Annotated in this window: 19 protein-coding genes; 13 read left to right on the top strand and 6 right to left on the bottom strand. The window is 62.8% G+C overall.

Features of this window, described 5'->3' with window-relative positions; translation table 11 throughout:
• Nucleotides 1–3: 3 nt before the first annotated feature.
• From gcvA to DBIPINDM_RS15650, 9 genes are all read left to right on the top strand, one after another.
• Nucleotides 4–909 (top strand): transcriptional regulator GcvA, encoded by a 906-nt coding sequence (gcvA, locus tag DBIPINDM_RS15610; protein WP_258588083.1) that lies wholly within the window; start codon nucleotides 4–6, stop codon nucleotides 907–909.
• 222 nt (nucleotides 910–1,131) lie between these two features.
• Nucleotides 1,132–2,442, top strand: a complete 1,311-nt coding sequence (locus DBIPINDM_RS15615) for an ABC transporter substrate-binding protein (protein ID WP_258588084.1) — start codon at nucleotides 1,132–1,134, stop codon at nucleotides 2,440–2,442.
• A 123-nt stretch (nucleotides 2,443–2,565) separates the two neighbouring features.
• A complete protein-coding gene (locus DBIPINDM_RS15620; RefSeq protein ID WP_027047618.1) occupies nucleotides 2,566–3,438 on the top strand; it encodes a carbohydrate ABC transporter permease in 873 nt (290 codons plus the stop codon).
• Nucleotides 3,439–3,449: 11 nt separating this feature from the next.
• The gene (locus DBIPINDM_RS15625) at nucleotides 3,450–4,274 is read left to right on the top strand and encodes a carbohydrate ABC transporter permease (RefSeq protein ID WP_258588085.1); all 825 of its coding nucleotides are present in this window, start codon (nucleotides 3,450–3,452) and stop codon (nucleotides 4,272–4,274) included.
• Nucleotides 4,275–4,324: 50 nt separating this feature from the next.
• Entirely contained in the window at nucleotides 4,325–5,323 is a 999-nt protein-coding gene (locus DBIPINDM_RS15630; protein ID WP_258588086.1) for an ABC transporter ATP-binding protein, read from the top strand.
• A 2-nt stretch (nucleotides 5,324–5,325) separates the two neighbouring features.
• A complete protein-coding gene (locus DBIPINDM_RS15635) occupies nucleotides 5,326–6,096 on the top strand; it encodes an L-iditol 2-dehydrogenase (protein ID WP_258589282.1) in 771 nt (256 codons plus the stop codon).
• Between the two features lie 156 nt (nucleotides 6,097–6,252).
• Nucleotides 6,253–7,731 carry a mannitol dehydrogenase family protein gene (locus tag DBIPINDM_RS15640; RefSeq protein WP_258588087.1) on the top strand — a complete coding sequence of 493 codons (1,479 nt, stop codon included), beginning with the start codon at nucleotides 6,253–6,255 and terminating at the stop codon, nucleotides 7,729–7,731.
• Between the two features lie 15 nt (nucleotides 7,732–7,746).
• A complete protein-coding gene (locus DBIPINDM_RS15645; RefSeq protein ID WP_258588088.1) occupies nucleotides 7,747–8,430 on the top strand; it encodes an HAD family hydrolase in 684 nt (227 codons plus the stop codon).
• A complete protein-coding gene (locus DBIPINDM_RS15650; protein WP_258588089.1) occupies nucleotides 8,427–10,013 on the top strand; it encodes an FGGY-family carbohydrate kinase in 1,587 nt (528 codons plus the stop codon). The genes DBIPINDM_RS15645 and DBIPINDM_RS15650 overlap by 4 nt, the downstream gene beginning before the upstream one ends.
• A gap of 7 nt (nucleotides 10,014–10,020) precedes the next feature.
• Here the strand turns inward: DBIPINDM_RS15650 and DBIPINDM_RS15655 are convergent, their stop codons facing one another.
• The 6 genes from DBIPINDM_RS15655 to DBIPINDM_RS15680 form a co-directional block, all read right to left on the bottom strand.
• Nucleotides 10,021–11,106, bottom strand: a complete 1,086-nt coding sequence (locus DBIPINDM_RS15655) for an ABC transporter ATP-binding protein (protein WP_258588090.1) — start codon at nucleotides 11,104–11,106, stop codon at nucleotides 10,021–10,023.
• A gap of 2 nt (nucleotides 11,107–11,108) precedes the next feature.
• On the bottom strand, nucleotides 11,109–12,155 hold the full coding sequence (locus tag DBIPINDM_RS15660) for an NAD(P)-dependent alcohol dehydrogenase (protein ID WP_258588091.1): 1,047 nt from the start codon (nucleotides 12,153–12,155) through the stop codon (nucleotides 11,109–11,111).
• A 15-nt stretch (nucleotides 12,156–12,170) separates the two neighbouring features.
• The gene (locus DBIPINDM_RS15665) at nucleotides 12,171–12,983 is read right to left on the bottom strand and encodes a carbohydrate ABC transporter permease (protein ID WP_258588092.1); all 813 of its coding nucleotides are present in this window, start codon (nucleotides 12,981–12,983) and stop codon (nucleotides 12,171–12,173) included.
• Nucleotides 12,980–13,846 carry a carbohydrate ABC transporter permease gene (locus DBIPINDM_RS15670; protein WP_258588093.1) on the bottom strand — a complete coding sequence of 289 codons (867 nt, stop codon included), beginning with the start codon at nucleotides 13,844–13,846 and terminating at the stop codon, nucleotides 12,980–12,982. Before DBIPINDM_RS15670 ends, DBIPINDM_RS15665 begins: the two co-directional genes overlap by 4 nt.
• 98 nt (nucleotides 13,847–13,944) lie before the next feature.
• Entirely contained in the window at nucleotides 13,945–15,216 is a 1,272-nt protein-coding gene (locus DBIPINDM_RS15675; protein WP_258588094.1) for an ABC transporter substrate-binding protein, read from the bottom strand.
• A 240-nt stretch (nucleotides 15,217–15,456) separates the two neighbouring features.
• Nucleotides 15,457–16,374 carry an AraC family transcriptional regulator gene (locus DBIPINDM_RS15680; protein ID WP_258588095.1) on the bottom strand — a complete coding sequence of 306 codons (918 nt, stop codon included), beginning with the start codon at nucleotides 16,372–16,374 and terminating at the stop codon, nucleotides 15,457–15,459.
• A gap of 251 nt (nucleotides 16,375–16,625) precedes the next feature.
• Between DBIPINDM_RS15680 and DBIPINDM_RS15685 the strand changes: the two genes are divergently transcribed.
• From DBIPINDM_RS15685 to DBIPINDM_RS15700, 4 genes are all read left to right on the top strand, one after another.
• Nucleotides 16,626–18,029, top strand: a complete 1,404-nt coding sequence (locus DBIPINDM_RS15685) for an MATE family efflux transporter (protein WP_258588096.1) — start codon at nucleotides 16,626–16,628, stop codon at nucleotides 18,027–18,029.
• Between the two features lie 373 nt (nucleotides 18,030–18,402).
• A complete protein-coding gene (locus DBIPINDM_RS15690; RefSeq protein ID WP_258588097.1) occupies nucleotides 18,403–19,005 on the top strand; it encodes a phosphatase PAP2 family protein in 603 nt (200 codons plus the stop codon).
• Nucleotides 19,002–19,928 (top strand): diacylglycerol/lipid kinase family protein, encoded by a 927-nt coding sequence (locus tag DBIPINDM_RS15695; RefSeq protein WP_258588098.1) that lies wholly within the window; start codon nucleotides 19,002–19,004, stop codon nucleotides 19,926–19,928. The genes DBIPINDM_RS15690 and DBIPINDM_RS15695 overlap by 4 nt, the downstream gene beginning before the upstream one ends.
• Before the next feature lie 15 nt (nucleotides 19,929–19,943).
• Nucleotides 19,944–20,753 carry a metallophosphoesterase family protein gene (locus DBIPINDM_RS15700; protein ID WP_258588099.1) on the top strand — a complete coding sequence of 270 codons (810 nt, stop codon included), beginning with the start codon at nucleotides 19,944–19,946 and terminating at the stop codon, nucleotides 20,751–20,753.
• The last annotated feature ends 315 nt before the right edge of the window (nucleotides 20,754–21,068 follow it).

Raw genomic sequence — 21,068 nt, forward strand, 5'->3', positions numbered from 1 at the left:
CTTATGCCGGATCTGAGCTCACCACAGCTTTCGCAACTCCCGCCGCTGCAGGCGATCCGGGTGTTCGAAGCGGTGGCGCGGCATCTTTCCTTCACCAAGGCCGCCGTGGAACTCGGCATGACACAGGCTGCCGTCAGCTATCAGATCAAGGTGCTGGAAGAGCGCGTCGGTTCACCCCTGTTCCTGCGCCGGCCGCGGCAGATCGAGCTGACCGAAGCCGGCCAACGGCTGGCGCCGGCTGTCAGCGAGGCCTTTGCCATTCTTGGCCAGGCCTATGCCGCGGCGCGCGGCGGCGCGGACGGGCTGTTGTGCGTCACCACGGTGCTGACCTTTGCCTCGAACTGGCTGGCGCATCATCTGGGCTCGTTCCAAATGGCTCATCCCGCGCTTGCCGTTCGGCTCGAAACGTCGAGCCGGCTGACGGATTTCGCCCGCGAGGATATCGATCTCGCCATCCGCTCTGGCGGCGGCAAATGGCCGGGGCTGGAAGCCCACAAGCTGCTCGATGCCGATTTCACGCCGATGCTGAGCCCGAAGCTCGCGGCGAGCATCGGCGGCGTCAAGGAGCCGGCCGACCTGTTGCGGCTGCCGATCCTCGATCCGGGCGACGTCTGGTGGACGCAATGGTTCGAGACGGCAGGCGTGCATGCGCACGACCTCGCCACGCGGCCCGGCAGCAGCATGGGCGCGCAGGCCTACGAGGCCAATGCGGCTATATCAGGCCACGGCGTGGCGATCCTGACCAGGGCGCTGTTCAAGGCCGAACTCGCCGAAGGTCGCCTGATCCAACCCTTCGACCTTGTCGGCGACGATGGCCATGCCTATTGGTTGGTCTATCCCGAGGCGCGCCGCAACGTGCCGAAGATCCGCGCTTTCCGCGACTGGCTGCTGGCCGAGATCGCCTGCTGACAGGCGCAGCGCACCCGCTTCAGGCCTCCACGCCTTCCTGTCCCGTCGTCTGATATCCGGCACGGGCGCGGCTTGCCGCCCCAGATTTCCATGCGTCTGTCGTGCGCCGCGAAGGCCGAGTGCTGCGCTGCAGCATCGAATCCGGCTTGACATAATTCACATCAAGTGAGTAATTGCTCAAAGCCAAGGCAAATGCTCATCTTGGTTCATGGGAGGAATTTGATGAAACTGCGCACGCTCACCCTGGGCTTGTTGTCGGCCAGCGCTCTCGCTTTTGCCGCACATGCCGAATCCATCACAATCGCCACCGTCAACAATGCAGATATGGTCCGCATGCAGACGCTGACGGACGACTTCACCAAGGCGAACCCCGACATCACGCTCAACTGGGTCACGCTCGAAGAGAACGTGCTGCGCGAGCGTGTCACCACCGACATCGCCACCAAGGGCGGCCAGTATGACGTGATGACCATCGGCACCTATGAAGTTCCGATCTGGGCCAAGCAGAGCTGGCTGCTGCCGCTCGACAAGCTCGGCGACGACTACGACGCCAAGGACATTCTGCCGGCCATTGCCGGCGGTCTTTCGGTCGACGGCAAGCTCTATGCCGCGCCCTTCTACGGCGAGAGCTCGTTCGTCATGTACCGCAAGGATTTGATGGACAAGGCCGGGCTGAAGATGCCCGACGCGCCGACCTGGGACTTCATCAAGCAGGCTGCCGACAAGATGACCGACCGCGCCAATGGCGTGAACGGCGTGTGCCTGCGCGGCAAGGCCGGCTGGGGCGAGAACATGGCCTTCCTCACCGCCATGTCGAACTCCTTCGGCGCACGCTGGTTCGATGAGAACTGGAAGCCGCAGTTCGATCAGCCTGAATGGAAGAAGACGCTGCAATTCTATGTCGACCTGATGAAGGCCGACGGCCCCGAGGGCGCGTCCTCCAACGGCTTCAACGAAAACCTGGCGCTGTTCCAGCAGGGCAAGTGCGGCATGTGGATCGATGCCACGGTCGCCGCATCCATGGTCTCCGACCCGAAGAGCTCGAAGGTCGCCGACAAGGTTGCCTATGCGCTGGCGCCTGACAACGGTCTCGGCAAGCGCGGCAACTGGCTGTGGGCATGGTCGCTGGCCGTTCCGGCCGGTACGCAGAAGACCGACGCGGCCGAGAAGTTTGTCTCCTGGGCAACCAGCAAGCATTACTCCGAGCTCGTCGCATCCAAGCTAGGCTGGGCCAGCGCCCCTCCCGGCACGCGCACCTCGCTCTACGCCAATGCCGAGTACCAGAAGGCGGCTCCGTTCGCCAAGATGACGCTGGACTCCATCAACGCCGCCGACCCGACACATCCGACCGTCAAGCCGGTGCCCTATGTCGGCGTGCAGTTCGTCGCCATCCCTGAGTTCCAGGGCCTTGGTACCACCGTCGGCCAGCTCTTCTCGGCGGCTCTTGCCGGCCAGTCGAGCGTCGACGATGCACTGAAGCAGGCCCAGGACGCTGCCACCGCGGCAATGACCGAAGGCGGGTATATCAAGTAAGGCTCCTCCCGGTGCCGAATGCCGGTCGCCTCCTTGACCGGCAACGGCCGCCCGATCTCCCAGTTCGGGCGGCCGCCTTTACTGCCTCTGAAAATTCAGTCTGACCATTGAAGGGTGACCGTCATGGCTACTCAGCAGACCCGTTCGCTTGCCCGTTTCATGATGGCGCCATCCGTTGTGCTGTTGTTCGTCTGGATGATCGTGCCGCTGGTCATCACCATCTGGTTCTCGTTCCAGCAGTACAATCCGCTCAACCCGATCCGCGACGGGTTTGTCGGCTTCTCCAACTACGCGCTGTTCTATTCCAACCCGGCCTTCCTGCAATCGATCCTCAACACCCTGATCCTGGTGATCAGCGTGCTGTTGATCACGGTGATCGGTGGCATCCTGCTGGCGCTTTTGATCGACCAGCCGATGTGGGGACAAGGGATCGTGCGCATCCTCGTCATCTCGCCGTTCTTCGTCATGCCGCCGGTGGCCGCATTGGTCTGGAAGAACATGATCATGCATCCGCAATACGGGGTGTTCGCCGACATAGCGCGCTTCTTCGGGGCGCAACCGATCGACTGGTTCGGGCAGCATCCGATGACGGCGATCATCATCATCGTCGCCTGGCAGTGGCTGCCTTTCGCGACACTGATCCTTTTGACCGCGCTGCAATCGCTCGACGGCGAACAGAAGGAAGCCGCCGAAATGGACGGCGCCGGCTTCATCAGCCGCTTCATCTATCTGACGCTGCCGCACATGTCGCGCGCCATCACCGTCGTCATCCTGATCCAGACGATCTTCCTGCTCTCGGTCTATGCCGAGATCCTGGTCACCACCAATGGCGGCCCCGGCTACGCCTCCACCAACCTGCCCTTCCTCGTCTACCAGAAGGCGTTGCTGGAGTTCAAAATCGGCCAGGCATCCGCGGGCGGCGTGATCGCCGTCATTCTCGCCAACATCGTCGCCTTCTTCGCCATGCGCGCGGTCGGCAAGAACCTCGACAAGTAAGGGAGGACAAGATGGCCCGTGCAGTCACCACCCAGCACAAGACGATCGCGACGGCTGCGGCCTGGATCGTCGCGCTGCTGATCTTCTTCCCGATCCTCTACACGATCATCACCTCGTTCAAGTCGGAACAGGAGGCGATCCAGGGCTTTGCCCTGATCCCGTCGGGAACATTCGAGAGTTATACCGAGGTTCAGGCGCAGAGCGGCTATTTCAAGTTCTTCTTCAATTCGGTGCTGCTCTCGGTCGGTTCGACCATCCTGGCCCTGCTTGTCGCCATACCGGCGGCATGGTCGATGGCATTCTCGCCGACCAAGCGGACCAAGGACATTCTGATGTGGATGCTGTCCACCAAGATGATGCCGGCGGTCGCGGTGCTGTTCCCGATCTACCTGATCTTCCGCGACACCGGCCTGCTCGACAGCCGCATCGGCCTGATGGTCATGCTGATGCTGATCAACCTGCCGATCGTGGTGTGGATGCTCTACACTTACTTCCGCGAGATCCCCGGCGAGATCCTGGAAGCGGCGCGCATGGACGGCGCCTCGCTATCGAACGAGATCATCTATGTGCTGACGCCGATGGCGGTGCCCGGCATTGCCTCGACCATGCTCTTGAACATCATCCTGGCCTGGAACGAAGCGTTCTGGACGATCCGCCTGACCACCACGGAAGCAGCGCCGCTGACCGCCTTCATCAGTTCGTTCTCCAGCCCGCAAGGCCTGTTCTGGGCCAAGCTTTCGGCAGCCTCGACGCTGGCGATCGCGCCGATCCTAATCATGGGCTGGTTCAGCCAGAAGCAGCTGGTGCGCGGCCTGACATTTGGCGCCGTGAAATAATACCGCCGCACACAACGGACGACGGACAATAACCCCTCGGGGAGGAAACCATGGGAAACATCACGCTCAAGAACGTCTCCAAGTCCTTCGGGGCGACGTCTATCATCCCCGGCCTCGACCTGGTGATCGAGAATGGCGAGTTCGTCGTCTTCGTCGGCCCGTCGGGTTGCGGCAAGTCCACCCTGCTGCGGTTGATCGCCGGGCTGGAGGACACCAGCGGCGGCACCATCAACATCGACGGCCGTGACGTCACCGGCGAGGCGCCGGCCAAGCGCAAGCTCGCCATGGTGTTCCAGTCCTACGCGCTCTATCCGCATATGACGGTGGCCAAGAACATCGCCTTCCCGCTGAAGATGGCGGGCGAGGATCAGGCGACCATCGACAAGAAGGTGAAGGATGCCGCGCGCGTCCTCAACCTCACCAACTATCTCGAACGCCGGCCCGGCCAGCTCTCCGGCGGCCAGCGCCAGCGCGTCGCCATCGGCCGCGCCATCGTGCGCCAACCCTCGGCCTTCCTGTTCGACGAGCCGCTGTCCAACCTCGACGCCGCACTGCGCGGCACCATGCGGCTGGAGATCAGCGAGCTGCACCACCAGCTCAAGACCACCATGATCTACGTCACCCACGACCAGGTCGAAGCCATGACCATGGCCGACAAGATCGTGGTGCTGAATGCCGGCAATATCGAGCAGGTCGGCTCGCCGATGGAGCTCTACAAGACGCCCCGCAACCTGTTCGTCGCCGGCTTCATCGGCTCGCCGAAGATGAACCTGATCGAGGGCGCGCCGGCCGCCAAATATGGCGCCAAGACCGTCGGCATCCGCCCCGAGCATATGGAAATCTCGACCACGGCGGGCGAATGGAAGGCCATCGTCGGCGTTGCCGAACATCTGGGCTCCGACACGTTCTTGCACGTTCAAGCTGACGGCGTTGGGCCGCTGACGGTACGCGCCGACGGCGAGCTCGCCGTCCATCACGGCGACACCATCTACCTCACACCCGACAAGGCCAAGCTGCATCGCTTCGGTGCCGACGGAAAGGCAATGTGAGCATGCGCCTGGCCGGCAAATCGGCGCTGATCACGGGTTCGGCCCGTGGCATCGGCAGGGCTTTCGCCGAAGCCTATGTCGTCGAAGGCGCGACGGTTGCGATTGCCGACATCAATCTTGAGGCCGCGCAAAAGACGGCCGCCGAGATCGGCGCCAACGCCTATGCCGTCAAACTCGATGTCACCGACCAGGCATCCATCGATGCCGCGGTGAAGGCGGTGGAGAGCAAGGCCGGCGGCCTCGACGTACTGATCAACAACGCCGCCTTGTTCGACCTGGCGCCGATAGTCGAGATATCTCGTGCGAGCTACGAAAAACTGTTCTCCGTCAATGTCGCCGGCACGCTGTTCATGCTGCAGGCGGCCGCCGGCTCGATGATCGCGCGGGGCAAGGGCGGCAGGATCATCAACATGGCAAGCCAGGCAGGGCGGCGCGGCGAAGCGCTGGTCGGCGTGTACTGTGCCACCAAGGCCGCCGTCATCTCGCTGACCCAGTCGGCGGGGCTCGACCTGATCAAGCACCGCATCAACGTCAACGCCATCGCGCCCGGCGTCGTCGACGGCGAGCATTGGGATCACGTCGATTCGCTGTTCGCCAAATACGAGAACCGGCCAAAGGGCGAGAAGAAGAAACTGGTCGGCGAGGCGGTGCCTTACGGTCGGATGGGCACGGCCCAGGACCTTGCCGGCATGGCGGTTTTCCTCGCCAGCAGCGACGCCGAATACATCGTCGCCCAGACCTACAATGTCGATGGCGGCCAGTGGATGAGTTGAGGGGGGCGGCCTCTGCTTCTCGTCCCTCCGCGAGGAGCAGAGGCCAACATCAGAGGCCGCATCGGCCTCATAAGGCATGTGCCGTCCCTTACCCTCTCCCACCAGGACGGGGAGAGGCGGAGTAACGAGGCCGAAGCCCGGCCAAAGGGTAAACAGATGACCGTGAAACTCTCTTCCGCCAATCTCGCGAACCTCCCCGCCAAGGTCGCGGGTCCGAAATATGACCGTGCCAAGCTGAAGGCCGGCATCGTGCATTTCGGCGTCGGCAATTTCCATCGGTCGCATCAGGCCGTCTATCTCGACGATCTGTTCAATTCAGGTGTCGGCCATGACTGGGCGCTGGTCGGTGCCGGCGTATTCGCCGGCGAGAAGATCGGGCGCGGCAAGCTGGAAGAGCAGGACTGGCTGACTACGGTGGTCGAGCAGGATGACGGCCATATGAGCGCCCGTGTCACCGGCGCGATGATCGACTTCCTGATGCCGGGCGATGCGGCCGGCATCATCGAACGGCTTGCCGATCCGGCGATCAAGATCGTCTCGCTGACCATCACAGAGGGTGGCTATTTCATCGACCCGGCGTCAGGCGTCTTCAACCCCGCCCATCCCGACATTGTCGCCGACGCCCGACCGGGCGCCACGCCGAAAACGGTCTTCGGCCTCATCCTGGCCGGGCTGGTGCGCCGGCGCGACGAGGGCATCGTGCCGTTCACCGTGATGTCCTGCGACAACATCCCTCACAATGGCCATGTCACATCGGATGGTGTCATCGGCCTCGCCCGGTTGATCGACGAGGATCTGGCGAACTGGGTCAGCGACCACGTCGCCTTCCCCAACGGCATGGTGGATCGCATTACGCCTGCCACCACGGATCGCGAACGCGGCATCCTGGCCAAGGACTTTGGCGTCGAGGACAATTGGCCGGTGTTCTGCGAGCCGTTCCGGCAATGGGTGCTGGAAGACCATTTCACCGATGGCCGTCCGCCGCTGGAGAATGTCGGCGTGCAGTTCGTCAAGGACGTCGCGCCCTACGAGTTGATGAAGATCCGCATCCTCAATGGCGGCCACGCCACCATTGCCTATCCGGCCGGGCTGATGGACATCCATTTCGTCCATGAAGCGATGCAGGAGCCGCTGGTGCGCGGCTTTCTCGACAAGCTCGAGCATGACGAGATCATTCCGACCGTGCCGCCGGTGCCGGACACGGTGCTGGAGGATTATTATCAGCTCATCGAGAAGCGCTTCTCCAATCCCAAGATCGGTGACACCATCCGTCGGCTCTGCCTCGATGGCTCCAACCGCCAGCCGAAATTCATCATCCCGACCATCGCCGACCGTCTGAAGGCCGGCAAAGGCGTTGCCGGCCTGGCGCTGGAATCGGCGCTTTGGTGCCGATACTGCTTCGGTACCACGGACAGCGGCGCCGTCATCGAACCCAACGACCCGAGCTGGGACCGGCTGCAGGCAACGGCAAAGGCAGCAAAGGACGCGCCTGCCGCGTGGCTGGCGATGGAGGACATCTATGGCGATGTCGGCCGTGCCAAGGCCTTTGTCGAAGCCTTCGGCCATGCGCTCAACGTGTTGTGGGCCAATGGCGCGCGCGCCACGCTGACACGCTACATCGCCGGCAAGCTCTGAGAGCTATCAGCCATCATGACGCCTGAACTGGTCATCTTCGACTGCGATGGCGTGCTGGTCGACAGCGAGGCGCTCTCCGTCTCGGCGCTGCTTGGCATGATCGAACTTGCCGGCGGCAGCGTCAGTGAGGACGCCGCCTACGAGCATTTCCTCGGCAAGAGCATGAAGAGCGTGCGCGAGATCCTTGGCCGCGACTTCGGCCTGGAAATCACCGATCAGCATCTGACCGCCATGCGTGTCGACCTGATGCGCAAGTTCCGTGAGGAGTTGAAGCCCATTCCCGGCATCAAGGAGATGTTGCCGAAACTCGGCCTGCCGTTCTGCGTCGCCTCCTCCGGCACGCTGGAACGCATCCGTTATGCGCTCGACGTCACCGGCCTGCTCGGGCTGATGGAGCCGCATCTGTTCAGCGCCGCCATGGTCGCCAAGGGAAAGCCGGCGCCGGATCTTTTCCTCCACGCCGCCGCCAGCATGCGGGCGCATCCGCGCAAATGCCTCGTCATCGAGGACAGTCCGGCCGGCGTCGCGGCGGCGCGCGCGGCAGGCATGTGCGTCTTTGCCTTCACCGGCGGCGCGCATGCCGGCAACCCCGCACTGAAAGCGCGGCTTGCGTCGACCGAACCGGACTTTATATTCGCTGACATGCTGCAATTGCCCGATCTGATTGCAGGCCTGGGAGCGAGAGTTAGAGCATCTTGACGAAACAGTTTGTTTGCGCGGTCGATGTCGGCACCGGGAGCGCTCGCGCGGGCATTCTCGACGCCAGTGGTAGCTTGCTCGGCCGTGCCGATCGGCCGATCGCCATGAACCAGCCAAAGCCCGATCATGCGGAGCATGATTCGCGCGATATCTGGTCGGCGGTCTGCATCGCAGTACGTGCCGCCCGCGAAAAAGCCGGCGTTGCGGCGCAAGATATTGTCGGCATCTCCTTCGATGCCACCTGTTCGCTGGTGGTGCGCGACCGGCGAGGCGAACAGCTCAGCGTTTCGACCACCGGCGACAAGCGCTGGGACACCATCGTCTGGCTCGACCATCGCGCCATTGCCGAAGCCGACGAATGCACGGCGAGCAGCCACGAGGTGCTCAACTATATTGGCGGCGTCATGTCGCCGGAGATGGCGACGCCGAAGTTGATGTGGCTGAAGCGCAACCTGCCGCAGACATGGAATGAAGCCGGCTACCTATTCGACCTGACCGACTTCCTGACCTGGCAGGCGACCGGTTCGCTGGCCCGTTCGCAATGCACGCTGACGGCGAAGTGGACCTATCTGGCGCATGAAGACAACGCCTGGCAGCGCGATTTCTTTGAAATTGTCGGCCTTGATGACCTTTTTGAGCACGGCAATTTGCCGGAGCGCGCCAGTCCAGTCGGCGCCGACATTGGTCCGCTGACGGCGCAAGCGGCGGCCGAGCTCGGCTTGACGGAAAACTGCCGCGTCGGCGCCGGGGTCATCGATGCCTATGCCGGCGCGCTGGGCGTGCTCGGCGGCTTTGCCGGCGACGAGCAGGATATCGGCCGCCATCTGGCGCTGATTGCCGGCACGTCGAGCTGCGTCATGGCGATGTCGCCCGACCCGCAGCCTTTTGCCGGGGTCTGGGGACCTTACTACGGCGCGGCGCTGCCGAAGCTGTGGCTGTCGGAAGGCGGCCAGTCGGCCACCGGCGCCCTGCTCGACCACATCATCCGCTGGCACGGCGCCGGCGGCGAGCCGGACGCCGCGATGCATGCCAAGATCGCCAGGCGTGTCGCCGAACTGCGCGCCACCGAAGGCGAGAACCTCGCCGCGCGCCTGCATGTGCTGCCTGACTTTCACGGCAACCGCTCGCCGCTTGCCGACCCGCATGCTGTCGGCGTCGTCAGCGGGCTGACGCTGGATTCCTCCTTCGACAGCCTGTGCAAGCTCTACTGGCGCACCGCCGTCGGCATCGCGCTCGGCGTGCGCCATGTGCTGGAAGCGCTGAACGAGAACGGCTATTTGATCGACACGCTGCATGTCACCGGCGGCCACACCAAGAATCCCCTGCTGATGGAGCTCTATGCCGACGCCACCGGCTGCACGGTGGTCGAGCCGTTGGCCGACGAGGCGGTGCTGCTCGGCACCGGCATGGTGGCGGCCACCGCTGCCGGGCTCTTCCCCGACCTCAACGCCGCCTGTCTTGCCATGCAGCAGGGCGGCAAGAGGCGCGCCGCCAACCCGGCCGCCGGCGCCCGCTTCGACCGCGACTACCGGATTTTCCTGGAAATGCACCGCCAGCGCCAAGCACTCGACGCGATCCGGTAAGGTTGCGCTATTGCTTGCGCAGCGACGCGCCCGACGTCGCGTCGAACAAATGGATGCTTTCCTCCTCGAATGTGTAGCGGACGGGGGCATGCAGCACCGGGCATTCGCGTGCTGGAACCAGCGCGCTGACCTCCTTCCCGCCGCAGCCGAATGTCACCAGCGCATCATTGCCGTGGAATTCGATGAGATCTGCCGTGCCTTGCAATATGCCGGCGGTCCCGGCATTGGCCGTCTTCAGGTCCGGTGGCCGGATGCCCAGCACGGCGCGGTCGCCGTGCTGGAGATGGAAGGCCGAGCCGCCCATCGAAAGCACCGTTCCGGCGCCAGTTAGTGTCCAGCCATTGCCGGCCCGGCTGATCGTGACCTCGACAAAGTTCATGTTCGGCGTGCCGATGAAGCCGGCGACGAACATATTGCCGGGCCGCCGATAGATTTCCGCCGGCGAGCCTATCTGCTCGATGACGCCGTCCTTGAGCAGCACGATGCGGTCGGCGAGCGTCATCGCCTCCAGCTGATCATGGGTGACGTAGACGGTGGTGGTCTTCAGCGACTGGTGCAATCGCGCGATCTCGACGCGCATATGGTTGCGCAGCTTGGCGTCGAGATTGGAAAGCGGCTCGTCGAACAGGAACACTTTTGGCGTCTTGATCATCGCCCGCGCGATCGCCACGCGCTGCTGCTGGCCACCGGAAAGCTCCGCCGGCTTGCGGCCAAGATAGGGATCCAGCCCGAGCGTCCTCGACACCGCGTCGACCCGTTTCTGGATCTCGGCCGCCGGCACCTTCTGGCGCCGCAGCCCGAAGGCGATGTTGTCGAAGATCGTCATGTGCGGATAGAGCGCGTAGTTCTGAAACACCATGGCGATGCCGCGGTCGCCAGGTTCGAGATCGTTGACCACCTTGCCGCCGATCGAAACCTCGCCCCCGCTGATATCCTCCAGCCCCGCCAGCATGCGCAGCAAGGTCGACTTGCCGCAGCCGGACGGGCCGAGGAACACGACGAATTCGTGCTCCTCTATCGAGAGGTTGAGGTCACGGATGACAGAGGTGGCGCCATAGGCCTTGTCGACATGGGAACAAACGATCGCGGACATGATCAGCCTTTCTCGCCGCTGAGCAGGATCTGCAGCTTGACGTCTTCCGGATTGCCTGCGGCAGCCCGCTCGAATGCCTTGATGCTGTCGGCGAAGGCATAGGTGCCGGTGATCAGCGGCTTGAGGTCGACCTTGCCGGAGGCGATGAGCTGCAAGGCGCGGTCGAAGATGTTGGCGTAGCGGAACACGGTCTCGATGCGCACCTCCTTCGAGATCGCCGCCGGCACGTTGAGGGCCACCGGCTCCACCGGCAGGCCGACAAGGACCACCGCACCGCCCGGCCGCACGACATCGAACAGGTTGGCGAAGGCCTTCGGGCTGCCGCTGGCCTCGAAGACGATATCGGCACCCCAATTGTCGGTCGCTGCCGCAACCGCATCGACCAGCGACTGCTCGCCGATATTGACCGGCACGATGCCGGCATATTGTGCGGCGATCGCCAGCTTGGGCGCGGAAAAATCGGAGATCAGCACTTTCGAACAGCCGCCGGCAAGGGCGGCGAGCGCGATCATGATGCCGATCGGGCCGCAGCCGACGACGACGGCGACATCACCCGGAACGATGCGGGCGCGGCTTGCCGCCTGCATGCCGATGGCGAAGGGCTCGACCATGGCGCCCTCGGCGAAGGAGACATTGTCCGGCAGTTTGTAGGTGAAGGCGGCGGGATGCACGGCGTAGGGCGCGAGCACGCCATGCACCGGCGGCGTCGCCCAGAAACTGACGTCAGGGTCAACATTGTAGATGCCGAGCTTTGTCGCGCGCGACGACAGGTTCGGCACGCCCGGCTCCATGCAGACGCGGTCGCCGACCTTGAACGTCTCGACATTGGCGCCGGTCTCGACGACTGTTCCCGCAGCTTCGTGGCCGAGCACCATGGGTGCCCGCACGACATAGCTGCCGATGGCGCCATGGGTGTAATAGTGCACATCGCTGCCGCAGACGCCGACCGTGTGGATGGCGATTTTGACATCGTCCGGCCCGACATCGAGCGGCAACGCGATCTCGCGCAGCGACAGTTCGCCTTTTTTCTCAAGCACCAGTGCCCGCATCGGGAAATCCTCGCATCAAGTCTTTTTTTGCCGGAAAACGGAATTCAGGAAGCCGCTGAGCACGCCAAGGAACAGCAGCGGCGGCAGCGACAGGAGCACGACCGAGGCGTTGAGGATGCCCCAGGGCACATTCATGCCTTGCTGGGAGAGTTCCGAGGCGACGATCGGCAAGGTCTTGGCGTTGGAGCTCGACAGCATCAGCGCGATCAGGAACTCGTTCCAGACAAGCACGAAGCTGAAGGCGACCGCCCCTGCCAGGGAGCGGGCAGCCACGGGCAGCGCGATGCGCCAGAACACCGAATAGGCGCCGTAGCCATCGACGAAGGCTGCTTCCTCGATTTCCTTCGGCACGCTTTGGAAGGCGGGGATGGCAAGCCACATGATCACCGAGATGGTGAGCAGCGAATAGGTGATGATCAGCGCCGGCAAAGTGTCGTAGAGGCCGACCTGCAGCCAGATCACCATCAGCGGGATGGCCACCGCTACCGGCGGCAGGAAGCGCAGCGACAGGACGAAAAACTGGATGTCGCCGGCCCAGCGGTTGGGATAGCGCGCCACGGCATAGGCTGCGGGCAGGCCGAGCACGACGCCAATCAGCACCGCCGAGCCGCAGGCGACGACCGAATTGTAGAGCCCCGTCAGCACGCTGTCGCGGCCGATAATATAGCTGATGTTGGCCAATGTCGGCGTGAACACCAGGCGCGGCACGCGGGTGATGATGTCGACGTTGTTCTTCAGCGCATTGAGCGCCGTCCACAGCAGCGGAAACACGGCCATGAAGCCGGCAAATGCCAGCACGATCCTGCCGATCAGGCGGCCCGGCTTCATGCCTGCACCCGCTTCCACAGCATGGTGAAGGTGATGACGGTGGCGATCATCATCAGCACGGCCATGGCCGAGGCGTAGGAGACCTTGCCGGATTCGATGAAGCCTTGCGAGAAGGCGTACATGTCGAGCGTTTCGGTCGCCACGCCCGGTCCGCCGCGGGTCATGACATAGATCAGGTCGAAGGAGCGCAGCGATTCGATCATCTTGACGAACATCAGGCTGATCAGCGGCGCCTTCAGCATCGGCAAGGTCACATAGGCGTGGATCTGCCAGCGTTTGGCATGATCGAGCCGCGCCGCCTCGATCGGCTGCGGCGGCAGGGTTTCGAGCAGCTTCAGCACGATGACGGCGAAGAACAGCCCCCATTGCCAGACATCGACCGACGCGACCGCGAACAAGGCCGTCGCCGGCTTCGACAGCGGGTCGAAGATCAGCCCGCCGGTCAGTAGCCGGTACGGGTAGGTGGCGATGCCGTAGAGCGGATGGTAGGCGAACTTCCAGACGAAGGCCGCCGATACGCGCGGCAACAGCACCGGGATGATGAAGAGCAGGCAGTAGACATTGCGCGGGCGTGGGCTGGCGACCTCGAACATCAGCACACCGAGCCCGATCGCCACCACCATGGTCGCCACCACGGTGACAATTTCCCATTTCACCGACACCCAGACCGCGTTGAGGAAGCGGCGGTCGAGGAACAGGTCGACGAAGTTCGAAAGCCAGACCCAGGAATAATCAGGCGTGCTCAACTCGCGATTCTGCAAGGCGATGACAATGGCGTAGAGCGTCGGCACCATCGACAGCACCAGAAGGATGGCGATGGTTGGAACGACGAAGGTGACCGGCAAGGATGAGCGTCGAGGCATCTGTCTGATCTCGCTTGCGTCTCAGAAGAGACCTGCGGCGCACAAGTCGCGACATCTCATCGAATGCCGTGGACCGCGCGCCGCAGGGGGAGGATGGCTTATTTCTTCACCAGCTGATTGGCATAGGCATCAAGCTCGTTGAGACTGCCCTTGATGTCGGTGCGTGTGCCGGCAACCAGTTCTTCAAGGATGATGCCCCAGCGGTCGCCGAGATCGGGCCAGCGCGGATCCTGCCAGAAGTTCACTGCCGTGACCTTCCCGGTTTCGGCCAGCGCCTGGCCGAGATCGGCGCCATAGATATCGGCGAATTCCTTGCTGGACAGGATGCTGGTGCGGTTCAGCTCGCCGAACTGGTGGGCGTCGAGCCGGCGCTTTTCGTTTTCCTTCGACGTCGCCCAGGCGATGAACAGGCCGGCGCATTTCTTCGAAGCATCGTCGGCATTGGCTTTCGCGGCAATGGCGAGGCCATGGCCGTAGCCGCCGCCGGGCAGCGGCGAGGGCGGTGGCAGGAAGCCGATCTTGCCGACCACCTGCGAGGTCTTCGGGTCGACCGCCATGCCCGACAGCGGCGTCGATTCGACGAGGATCGCGACCTGGCCCGACAGGAAGGCGCCGGTCGATTCATCCCAGCTGCCGGTCTGCGTGCCGGGAGCCGAATCCTTGAACAGCTTCAGATAGGTCTCGGTCGCCTTGACCGCGGCATCCGAATTGAAGACCGGCTTGTCGCCGTCGAACCACTGGCCGCCATAGGCCTTGAAGAAGGGCATCCAGCGCCAGACATTGGCGCCCGAACCGCGTGCGCCACGCAGTGCGATGCCATACATGCCCTTGTCGGCATTGGTCAGCTTCGGCACGTCGGCGATCAGCTCGTCAAGCGTCTTGGGAGGCTGGATGCCGGCGGCCTCGAGCACGTCCTTGCGGTAGACCATCAGGTCGCCGCCGCCGGTCAGCGGCGCGAACCAGACCTTGCCGTCATAGGTGGCGACCTTCTGGCGGCCGGGATCGAAGTCGGCATAGTCATAGTCAGCCGGATAATAATCGGTCAGCGGCACGATCCATTTCGACGACGCAAACAGAGCGACATTGGCCTCGTCGACATAATAGACGTTGTAATTGCCGACGGTGGACGCATCGGCGCGCGATTTTGCCCGGCGGTCGTTCTCGTTGAGATAGTCGATCTGGAAGCCGGCGCCGGCGAGCTTCTCGAACTCGGCCTTGGAGTCCTCCAGAAGCGTCAGGCCGTCGCGCGGCTGCGCCAGCACCTTGACCGGCGCCGAGCAGACCGGGGCCTGTGCCAAAGCGATGGTGGATACGGTAGCGGAAAGCATGAAAGCTGCGCCCAAGCCCGCAGCGAGCCGAATTGGTTTCATTGATTTTCTCCTCCAGGAACACTCGCAGGAAGCGGAAGCCCTCGGGGTCTGCGATCCTCACCATCGCCCCAACGACTTGCCACCCATCGCCAAAATGCGGAGTTCAATCAGGGCAAGCTAGAAGCCTCGTTGCAGCAAACCTGTACTTTTATGCATTGTGCAGCGCAAAATACGGCACCTCGTGGCAAAGTCTTTCACACGAGTATCGATCTTGCCTAAGCCGTTGATTTTAGGGCGCGCTTAAGCGCGCATCGTCAGTCGCTGCCGCGACAGTTTGCGATAGGAGGACGGCGTCATCTTGTGCTTGCGCAGGAAGGCGCGGTTGAAGTTGGAGATGTTCATGTAGCCGACCTGGAAACAGATGTCGGTGATCGCAACATCGGTGTCGGCCAGCAACTTGCAGGCCTGCCAGAGCCTGAGCTTGGCGAGGTGGTCGCTGAAGGCGTTGCCGGTGTTCTTCTGGAAGAAGCGCGAGAATGTGCTCTCGGTCATTCCGGCGCGTTCGGCCACATCGGGCAGTTTCAGATCTTCGGCGAAATGCTGGAACAGATAGGTCAGCGTGCGCTGGATGATGTCGAGCGAAGCGGCGTCGAGGACCGGTGAGAAATCCGGCGACGACAAGAGCTCGTATTCGTCGGTTCTGGCCAGGAGGTCGACCAGTTCGAGGAACAGACAGAGGCGGGCGAGGCCATGCACCGTTCCCATCCGCTCCATCAGTTCGGCGCCTTCCAGCGCCGTGCGGCCGTGAAAAACCATGCCGCGCAGCGACCGCTCGAGGAACGGCTCCAGTTCGCGCAGTTCCGGCAACAGGCCCGCCGAGCCGCGCAGCCTCTGCGCATCGAATTGCAGGACGATGTCGCGGCCTTCGATCAGTTCGCCCGGCTGCACCGCCGTTACCCAATCATGCGGCAGCCCGCCGCCGACGATGGTCAGGTAGCCCGGCCCGAACTCGCCGATGTGGTCGCCGACCAGCACCACGCCGGAGGATTTTCGCAGCAAATGGATTTCGTATTCCGGATGGAAGTTCCAGACATTGCGTTCCCAGGGATAGTCGTCGAGCCGCCACAGAAAACTGTCGCTGGCCTCGGTGACGATATGCTCGAAAGCCGGCGCCGTGCGTGGGATCGCGGCCGGGTTTTTTCGCTGTCTGAACGCCATCCACTCCTCCCGGCGGGTTCGCTGGCTGCCGATCTCCAAGGCAATCCGTAACAGCCCACGGCCGGCAAGGGAACGAGGCAACGGCATCCCTGGAAGGGCGCTGGCTCAATCGGTGCCCGCTCCTCCTCCCTTGCCTTCATGTCGCATTTCGTCCAAAAGCTGACGCAAACGCAGCGAAACCGAAGGTTTTGCCGTTTGACATGCGGCTTCCGGCGCTTTGCCGACGTGCCGTATCTGGAAAGAGCGGAACAATGTCTGCGATCGAAGCCGGCGCTCGCGCGCCGGAAAATCTTTGGCGTCAGGAAATCAGGGCGACGCTGGCGCTCGCCTGGCCGATGGTGCTGACCAATCTCGGCCAGACCGCGATGACGGCCACCGACGTCATGATGATGGGACGTCTCGGAGCGGATACGCTGGCCAGCGGCGCGCTGGGCGCCAACCTCTATTTCATGCCGCTGATCTTCGGCCTTGGGTTGATGCTGGCGACCTCGCCGATGATCGCCACAGAGCTTGGCCGTCGCCGCTATTCCGTGCGCGACCTGCGCCGCACCGTGCGCCAGGGTCTGTGGCTGGCGATCCTGATCTCAATCCCGATCTGGATCGTGCTTTGGCACGGTGAGGCTATTCTGCTGGCGATGGGCCAGGAGCCGGCACTGGCGCGTCAGGCCGGCATCTATCTGCGCTGGCTCGAGTGGGCGGTGCTGCCGTTCTACGGCTACATCGTGCTGCGCTCGTTCATCTCGGCGCTGGAGCGCCCGGGCTGGGCGCTGATCATCGTCTTCGTCGCCGTCGCCTGCAACGCGCTGTTCAACTGGGTGTTCATGTTCGGCAATCTCGGTGTGCCGGCAATGGGCATCGCAGGCTCCGGTCTGGCGACCTCGCTGTCCAGCACGCTGATGTTCGTCGGCATGGCCGTCGTGGTGATGCTGGAGAAGAAGTTCCGGCGCTACCGCCTGTTCGGCCGCTTCTGGCGGTCCGACTGGCCACGCTTCAAGGGGTTGCTGCGACTTGGCCTGCCGATTGCCGGCATCCTCGCTTTCGAGGTGACGATCTTCAACGCGGCCGCACTGCTGATGGGCCTGATCGACGCGGATTCGCTGGCCGCGCATGCGATCGCCATCCAGATCGCCTCGATCTCCTTCATGGTGCCACTCGGCCTCAACCAGGCGGTGACGGTGCGCGTCGGTCTTGCACATGGCGCCGGCAATCCGGAAGGCGTGTCGCGCGCCGGCTGGACCGCCTTTGTTATCGGCGTCTCGTTCATGGCGCTGATGGGACTGGTGATGGTCCTGTGGCCGCATCTCCTGATCAGCGCCTTCATCGATCTCGCCAACCCGGCCAATGCGCGGGTGATCGCGCTTGCCGTGTCGTTCCTGGTGTTTGCAGCCCTTTTCCAGGTCTTCGACGGCGCGCAAGCGGTTGCCGCCGGCATGCTGCGCGGCCTGCACGACACCAAGGTGCCGATGATCTACGCAGCGATCGGTTATTGGGGCGTCGGCCTGCCGCTCGGCGTGCTGCTCGCCTTCCATTTCGGCTTCCACGGCGTCGGCATCTGGATGGGCCTGTCGACAGGGTTGGCCGTGGTGGCGGCGCTGCTGCTGGCGCGCTGGCTGCGACGCGACCGGATCGCGCCGCCGCTGGCATTTGGGCATTGAACCAGACGGCCGCCGGTTCGGCGGCCGTCATGTCCCAACATTGTGGCTCATTAAACGGAGCCTTTTCGGAGACTGATCAATAGCTAGCCGGGTGCGCCCGGAGCCGCAATCTTGACGTCAGGTCCATGCAGCCGGTCGGCCATACCGCATGGACCGGGGCGTGGACCGCATTGATGATTGGGGAACCCGGTTCATGCGAAGCCGTTGTGGGCTATAGATTGAGGTCTTGCGCTTGAACGAGCCAGTCCCAGATACCGGGCGCCTAGGGAGTTACCGGCCTCGCCCGCCGTGTCGAATTAGCGGTGCGTCCGCGCAAGGCAAAAACAGGCTTGTTGCAGGGATGCTCGTAGCATGCCTCGTTGTCGGCTTCGGGGTGCTCGCCGAAGAAGTCCTGGAGGGCGACACGACCAAATTTGACCTTGCCATTATGTCGGCTCTTCGCGCAGCCGATCCGGCCTATCCGATCGGTCCGCCATGGCTTCAGGAAGCGGCCAGGGATGTGACTTCAGTCGGCAGCGTGGTGTTTCTTGGCTTCGTGTTGCTGGCAGGAGCTGTCTATCTTCTTCTGATCCACAAGCGGGCTCTCGCCATCTGGATGGCGGTGGCGGTGATTGGCGGCGAACTGCTCGGCACAATCCTCAAGCTGAGCTTCAACCGGCCCAGGCCGGAGATCCCTCATGTCACGCGAGTATTCACGGCAAGCTTCCCGAGTGGACATGCAATGCTTTCAGCGATCGCGTTCCTGACCGTGGGCGCACTCCTTTCACACGCAAATCAGGAGTTGCGTCTCAAAGCGTATTTCATGTCGATCGCCGTGTTTCTGACGGTGGCCGTTGGCATAAGCCGGGTCTATCTCGCGGTCCACTATCCAACGGATGTCTTGGCCGGATGGTGCATTGGTTCTGGCTGGGCGATCCTGTGTTGGACAGTCGCGTTATGGTTCCAGGAAAGGCCGAAACGGGGGCTGGAAACTTGAAGGTTCTGGCTCTCATCAACAAAAATGCCGGCGCTGCGGCGCGCAAGGGCGACATAGAGAGAGCCGTACGGGATGGGTTCGCCGAACGTGGCATTGAGGCGGATGTGCGATTGGTGGACGGACGAGAGGTTGGAGAGCTCGCTCGGCGCTTCGTTGGCGAAAACAAGTCTAGGTCCGGCCGTGGATCAATATTGGTCGTGGGCGGTGGCGACGGCACGCTCGGCAGCGCGGCCTCGGCGCTGGTGGGGACTGATCTGTTGCTCGGTGTCCTTCCGCTCGGCACATTAAACCACTTTGCCAAGGATTTGGCTGTGCCGCTCGACCTCACAGCGGCGATCGATACAATCGCGACAGGTAAGCCTCTGGCAGTCGATGTCGCCGAGGTCAACGGCCGCGTCTTTCTTAACAACTCATCGATTGGGATCTATCCCTTCTTTGTTGCAAAGCGTTCAGCCGAGCAGCGGCGCCGCGGGTTCGGCAAGCTTGCCGCCATCGGACCCGCTCTCATGAGAACGTTGAGATCCGCCTCGTGGCAGGCTGTCCACGTCGCTGCTCAGGGCACCCGCGAAAGACTGCGGACGCCCTGTGTGTTTGTTGGCAACAATTTCTATGACATCGCCGATCTTGGCCACCGCCGCAGCCTCTCGTCAAAAGAACTGTGCGTTTATGTCGTCAAACAGCAATCCTGGTTTGGACTGGCATTGCTTCCGTTCAAAATCGCGTTCGGCATGATCGACGCCACCCGAGATCTGGAAATCTATCGCGCTAAGTCGCTGCAAATCACATCGCATCGACGCGCCATGCTGGTTTCTCTGGACGGCGAAGCCGTCAGCATGGAAACGCCCCTGAATTTTCAGATTCGGCCAGCGGCCCTGAAGGTCCTCGCACCTGCCAAAAAGAGCAAGACCGGTGGCCGTGGCTGAAAGCGGAGAAATTCAGTGAAGACCCTAGTCCACCTGTCGGATTTGCACTTCGGAAGAACAGAGAGCAAGCTTGTGGAAGCGATCGCGAGCGAGGTTCGTGCCGTCGACTCTGATTTGCTCGTCGTGTCGGGGGATCTGACGCAGCGCGCCCGGAAAGACGAATTCATGCAGGCGCGGGCCTTCCTTGATTCCCTTCCCGGCCCCCGCATCGTAGTTCCCGGCAATCACGACGTGCCGCTCTGGAATGTCTTCGCGCGTGCCATGACGCCTCTGTCGCGTTACAGGCGCTACATTGAGGCGGACACGGACCCGTTCTACGCCGATAGCGAAATAGCTGTGGTCGGGATCAACACGGCACGATCCCTGACAATCAAGGACGGCCGGATCAACGTCCGCCAGCTCGAGTCGGCGACGGAAAAATTCGCGCATATGTCCGATGACATTACCCGGATAGTGGTCACGCATCATCCTTTCGAAGGGCTGAATCTGGAAAGCGATGACGGCGTCGTGGGCCGCGCGGATCTGGCAATGGATGCCTTCTCGCGCAGCGGCGTAGACATCATATTGTCTGGCCACCAGCATCTTCACCGCACCGGCTCGAGCGCAAGGCGTTACCTTATCGACGGCTATGCGGCGCTGCTCATTCAAGCGGGAACGGCGGTTTCATCGCGGCTTCGCCACGCTGCAAATTCGTTTAACATCATTCGCATCGAGCACCCAAGGATCTCCGTCGAATGTCGAGCCTGGCAGCCTTCGCGGGCCGGGTTCGAAATCTCAGCCAGTTATTCCTTTCGGCACGGTCCAGGCGGGTGGGAAGCTGCTTGAATGGCGATCAGGAACAGCGTCTTACTCATCAGCAAGGGAGACACCGCGTTATGTCGCTGCCCCAGCGCCGTCCTTGTGACGCTCAATACGACTTCGACTGCGGCTGAACGTGCATGGCGTCCGCGATGCGAGATGGCTAGTCGGTTCAGTTTTCGCGCTCGCAATTATTGCGGCGGGGATGAAGGACTTGCAGCAGTCGGTTAGACCCTCTCGGACTACGTGTCGCGAGTTCAAGTCGCGACAGAACGGCCGCTGACCGAGGAGAGGCTCATAGAGTCAATCCGGGGGGCGCGGAAGGAACTCCGCGATGTCGTG

The organism is Mesorhizobium sp. AR02 (assembly GCF_024746835.1).
Taxonomy (GTDB): domain Bacteria; phylum Pseudomonadota; class Alphaproteobacteria; order Rhizobiales; family Rhizobiaceae; genus Mesorhizobium.

Bases quoted from the DNA above. Each gene is read 5' to 3' on its own strand.
- DBIPINDM_RS15635 (WP_258589282.1), top strand. From the start codon at position 5,326: ATGCGCCTGGCCGGCAAATCGGCGCTGATCACGGGTTCGGCCCGTGGC.
- DBIPINDM_RS15645 (WP_258588088.1), top strand. From the start codon at position 7,747: ATGACGCCTGAACTGGTCATCTTCGACTGCGATGGCGTGCTGGTCGAC.
- gcvA (WP_258588083.1), top strand. From the start codon at position 4: ATGCCGGATCTGAGCTCACCACAGCTTTCGCAACTCCCGCCGCTGCAG.
- DBIPINDM_RS15680 (WP_258588095.1), bottom strand. From the start codon at position 16,374: ATGGCGTTCAGACAGCGAAAAAACCCGGCCGCGATCCCACGCACGGCG.
- DBIPINDM_RS15625 (WP_258588085.1), top strand. From the start codon at position 3,450: ATGGCCCGTGCAGTCACCACCCAGCACAAGACGATCGCGACGGCTGCG.
- DBIPINDM_RS15660 (WP_258588091.1), bottom strand. From the start codon at position 12,155: ATGCGGGCACTGGTGCTTGAGAAAAAAGGCGAACTGTCGCTGCGCGAG.
- DBIPINDM_RS15630 (WP_258588086.1), top strand. From the start codon at position 4,325: ATGGGAAACATCACGCTCAAGAACGTCTCCAAGTCCTTCGGGGCGACG.
- DBIPINDM_RS15640 (WP_258588087.1), top strand. From the start codon at position 6,253: ATGACCGTGAAACTCTCTTCCGCCAATCTCGCGAACCTCCCCGCCAAG.
- DBIPINDM_RS15685 (WP_258588096.1), top strand. From the start codon at position 16,626: ATGTCTGCGATCGAAGCCGGCGCTCGCGCGCCGGAAAATCTTTGGCGT.
- DBIPINDM_RS15620 (WP_027047618.1), top strand. From the start codon at position 2,566: ATGGCTACTCAGCAGACCCGTTCGCTTGCCCGTTTCATGATGGCGCCA.
- DBIPINDM_RS15670 (WP_258588093.1), bottom strand. From the start codon at position 13,846: ATGCCTCGACGCTCATCCTTGCCGGTCACCTTCGTCGTTCCAACCATC.
- DBIPINDM_RS15675 (WP_258588094.1), bottom strand. From the start codon at position 15,216: ATGAAACCAATTCGGCTCGCTGCGGGCTTGGGCGCAGCTTTCATGCTT.
- DBIPINDM_RS15655 (WP_258588090.1), bottom strand. From the start codon at position 11,106: ATGTCCGCGATCGTTTGTTCCCATGTCGACAAGGCCTATGGCGCCACC.
- DBIPINDM_RS15615 (WP_258588084.1), top strand. From the start codon at position 1,132: ATGAAACTGCGCACGCTCACCCTGGGCTTGTTGTCGGCCAGCGCTCTC.
- DBIPINDM_RS15665 (WP_258588092.1), bottom strand. From the start codon at position 12,983: ATGAAGCCGGGCCGCCTGATCGGCAGGATCGTGCTGGCATTTGCCGGC.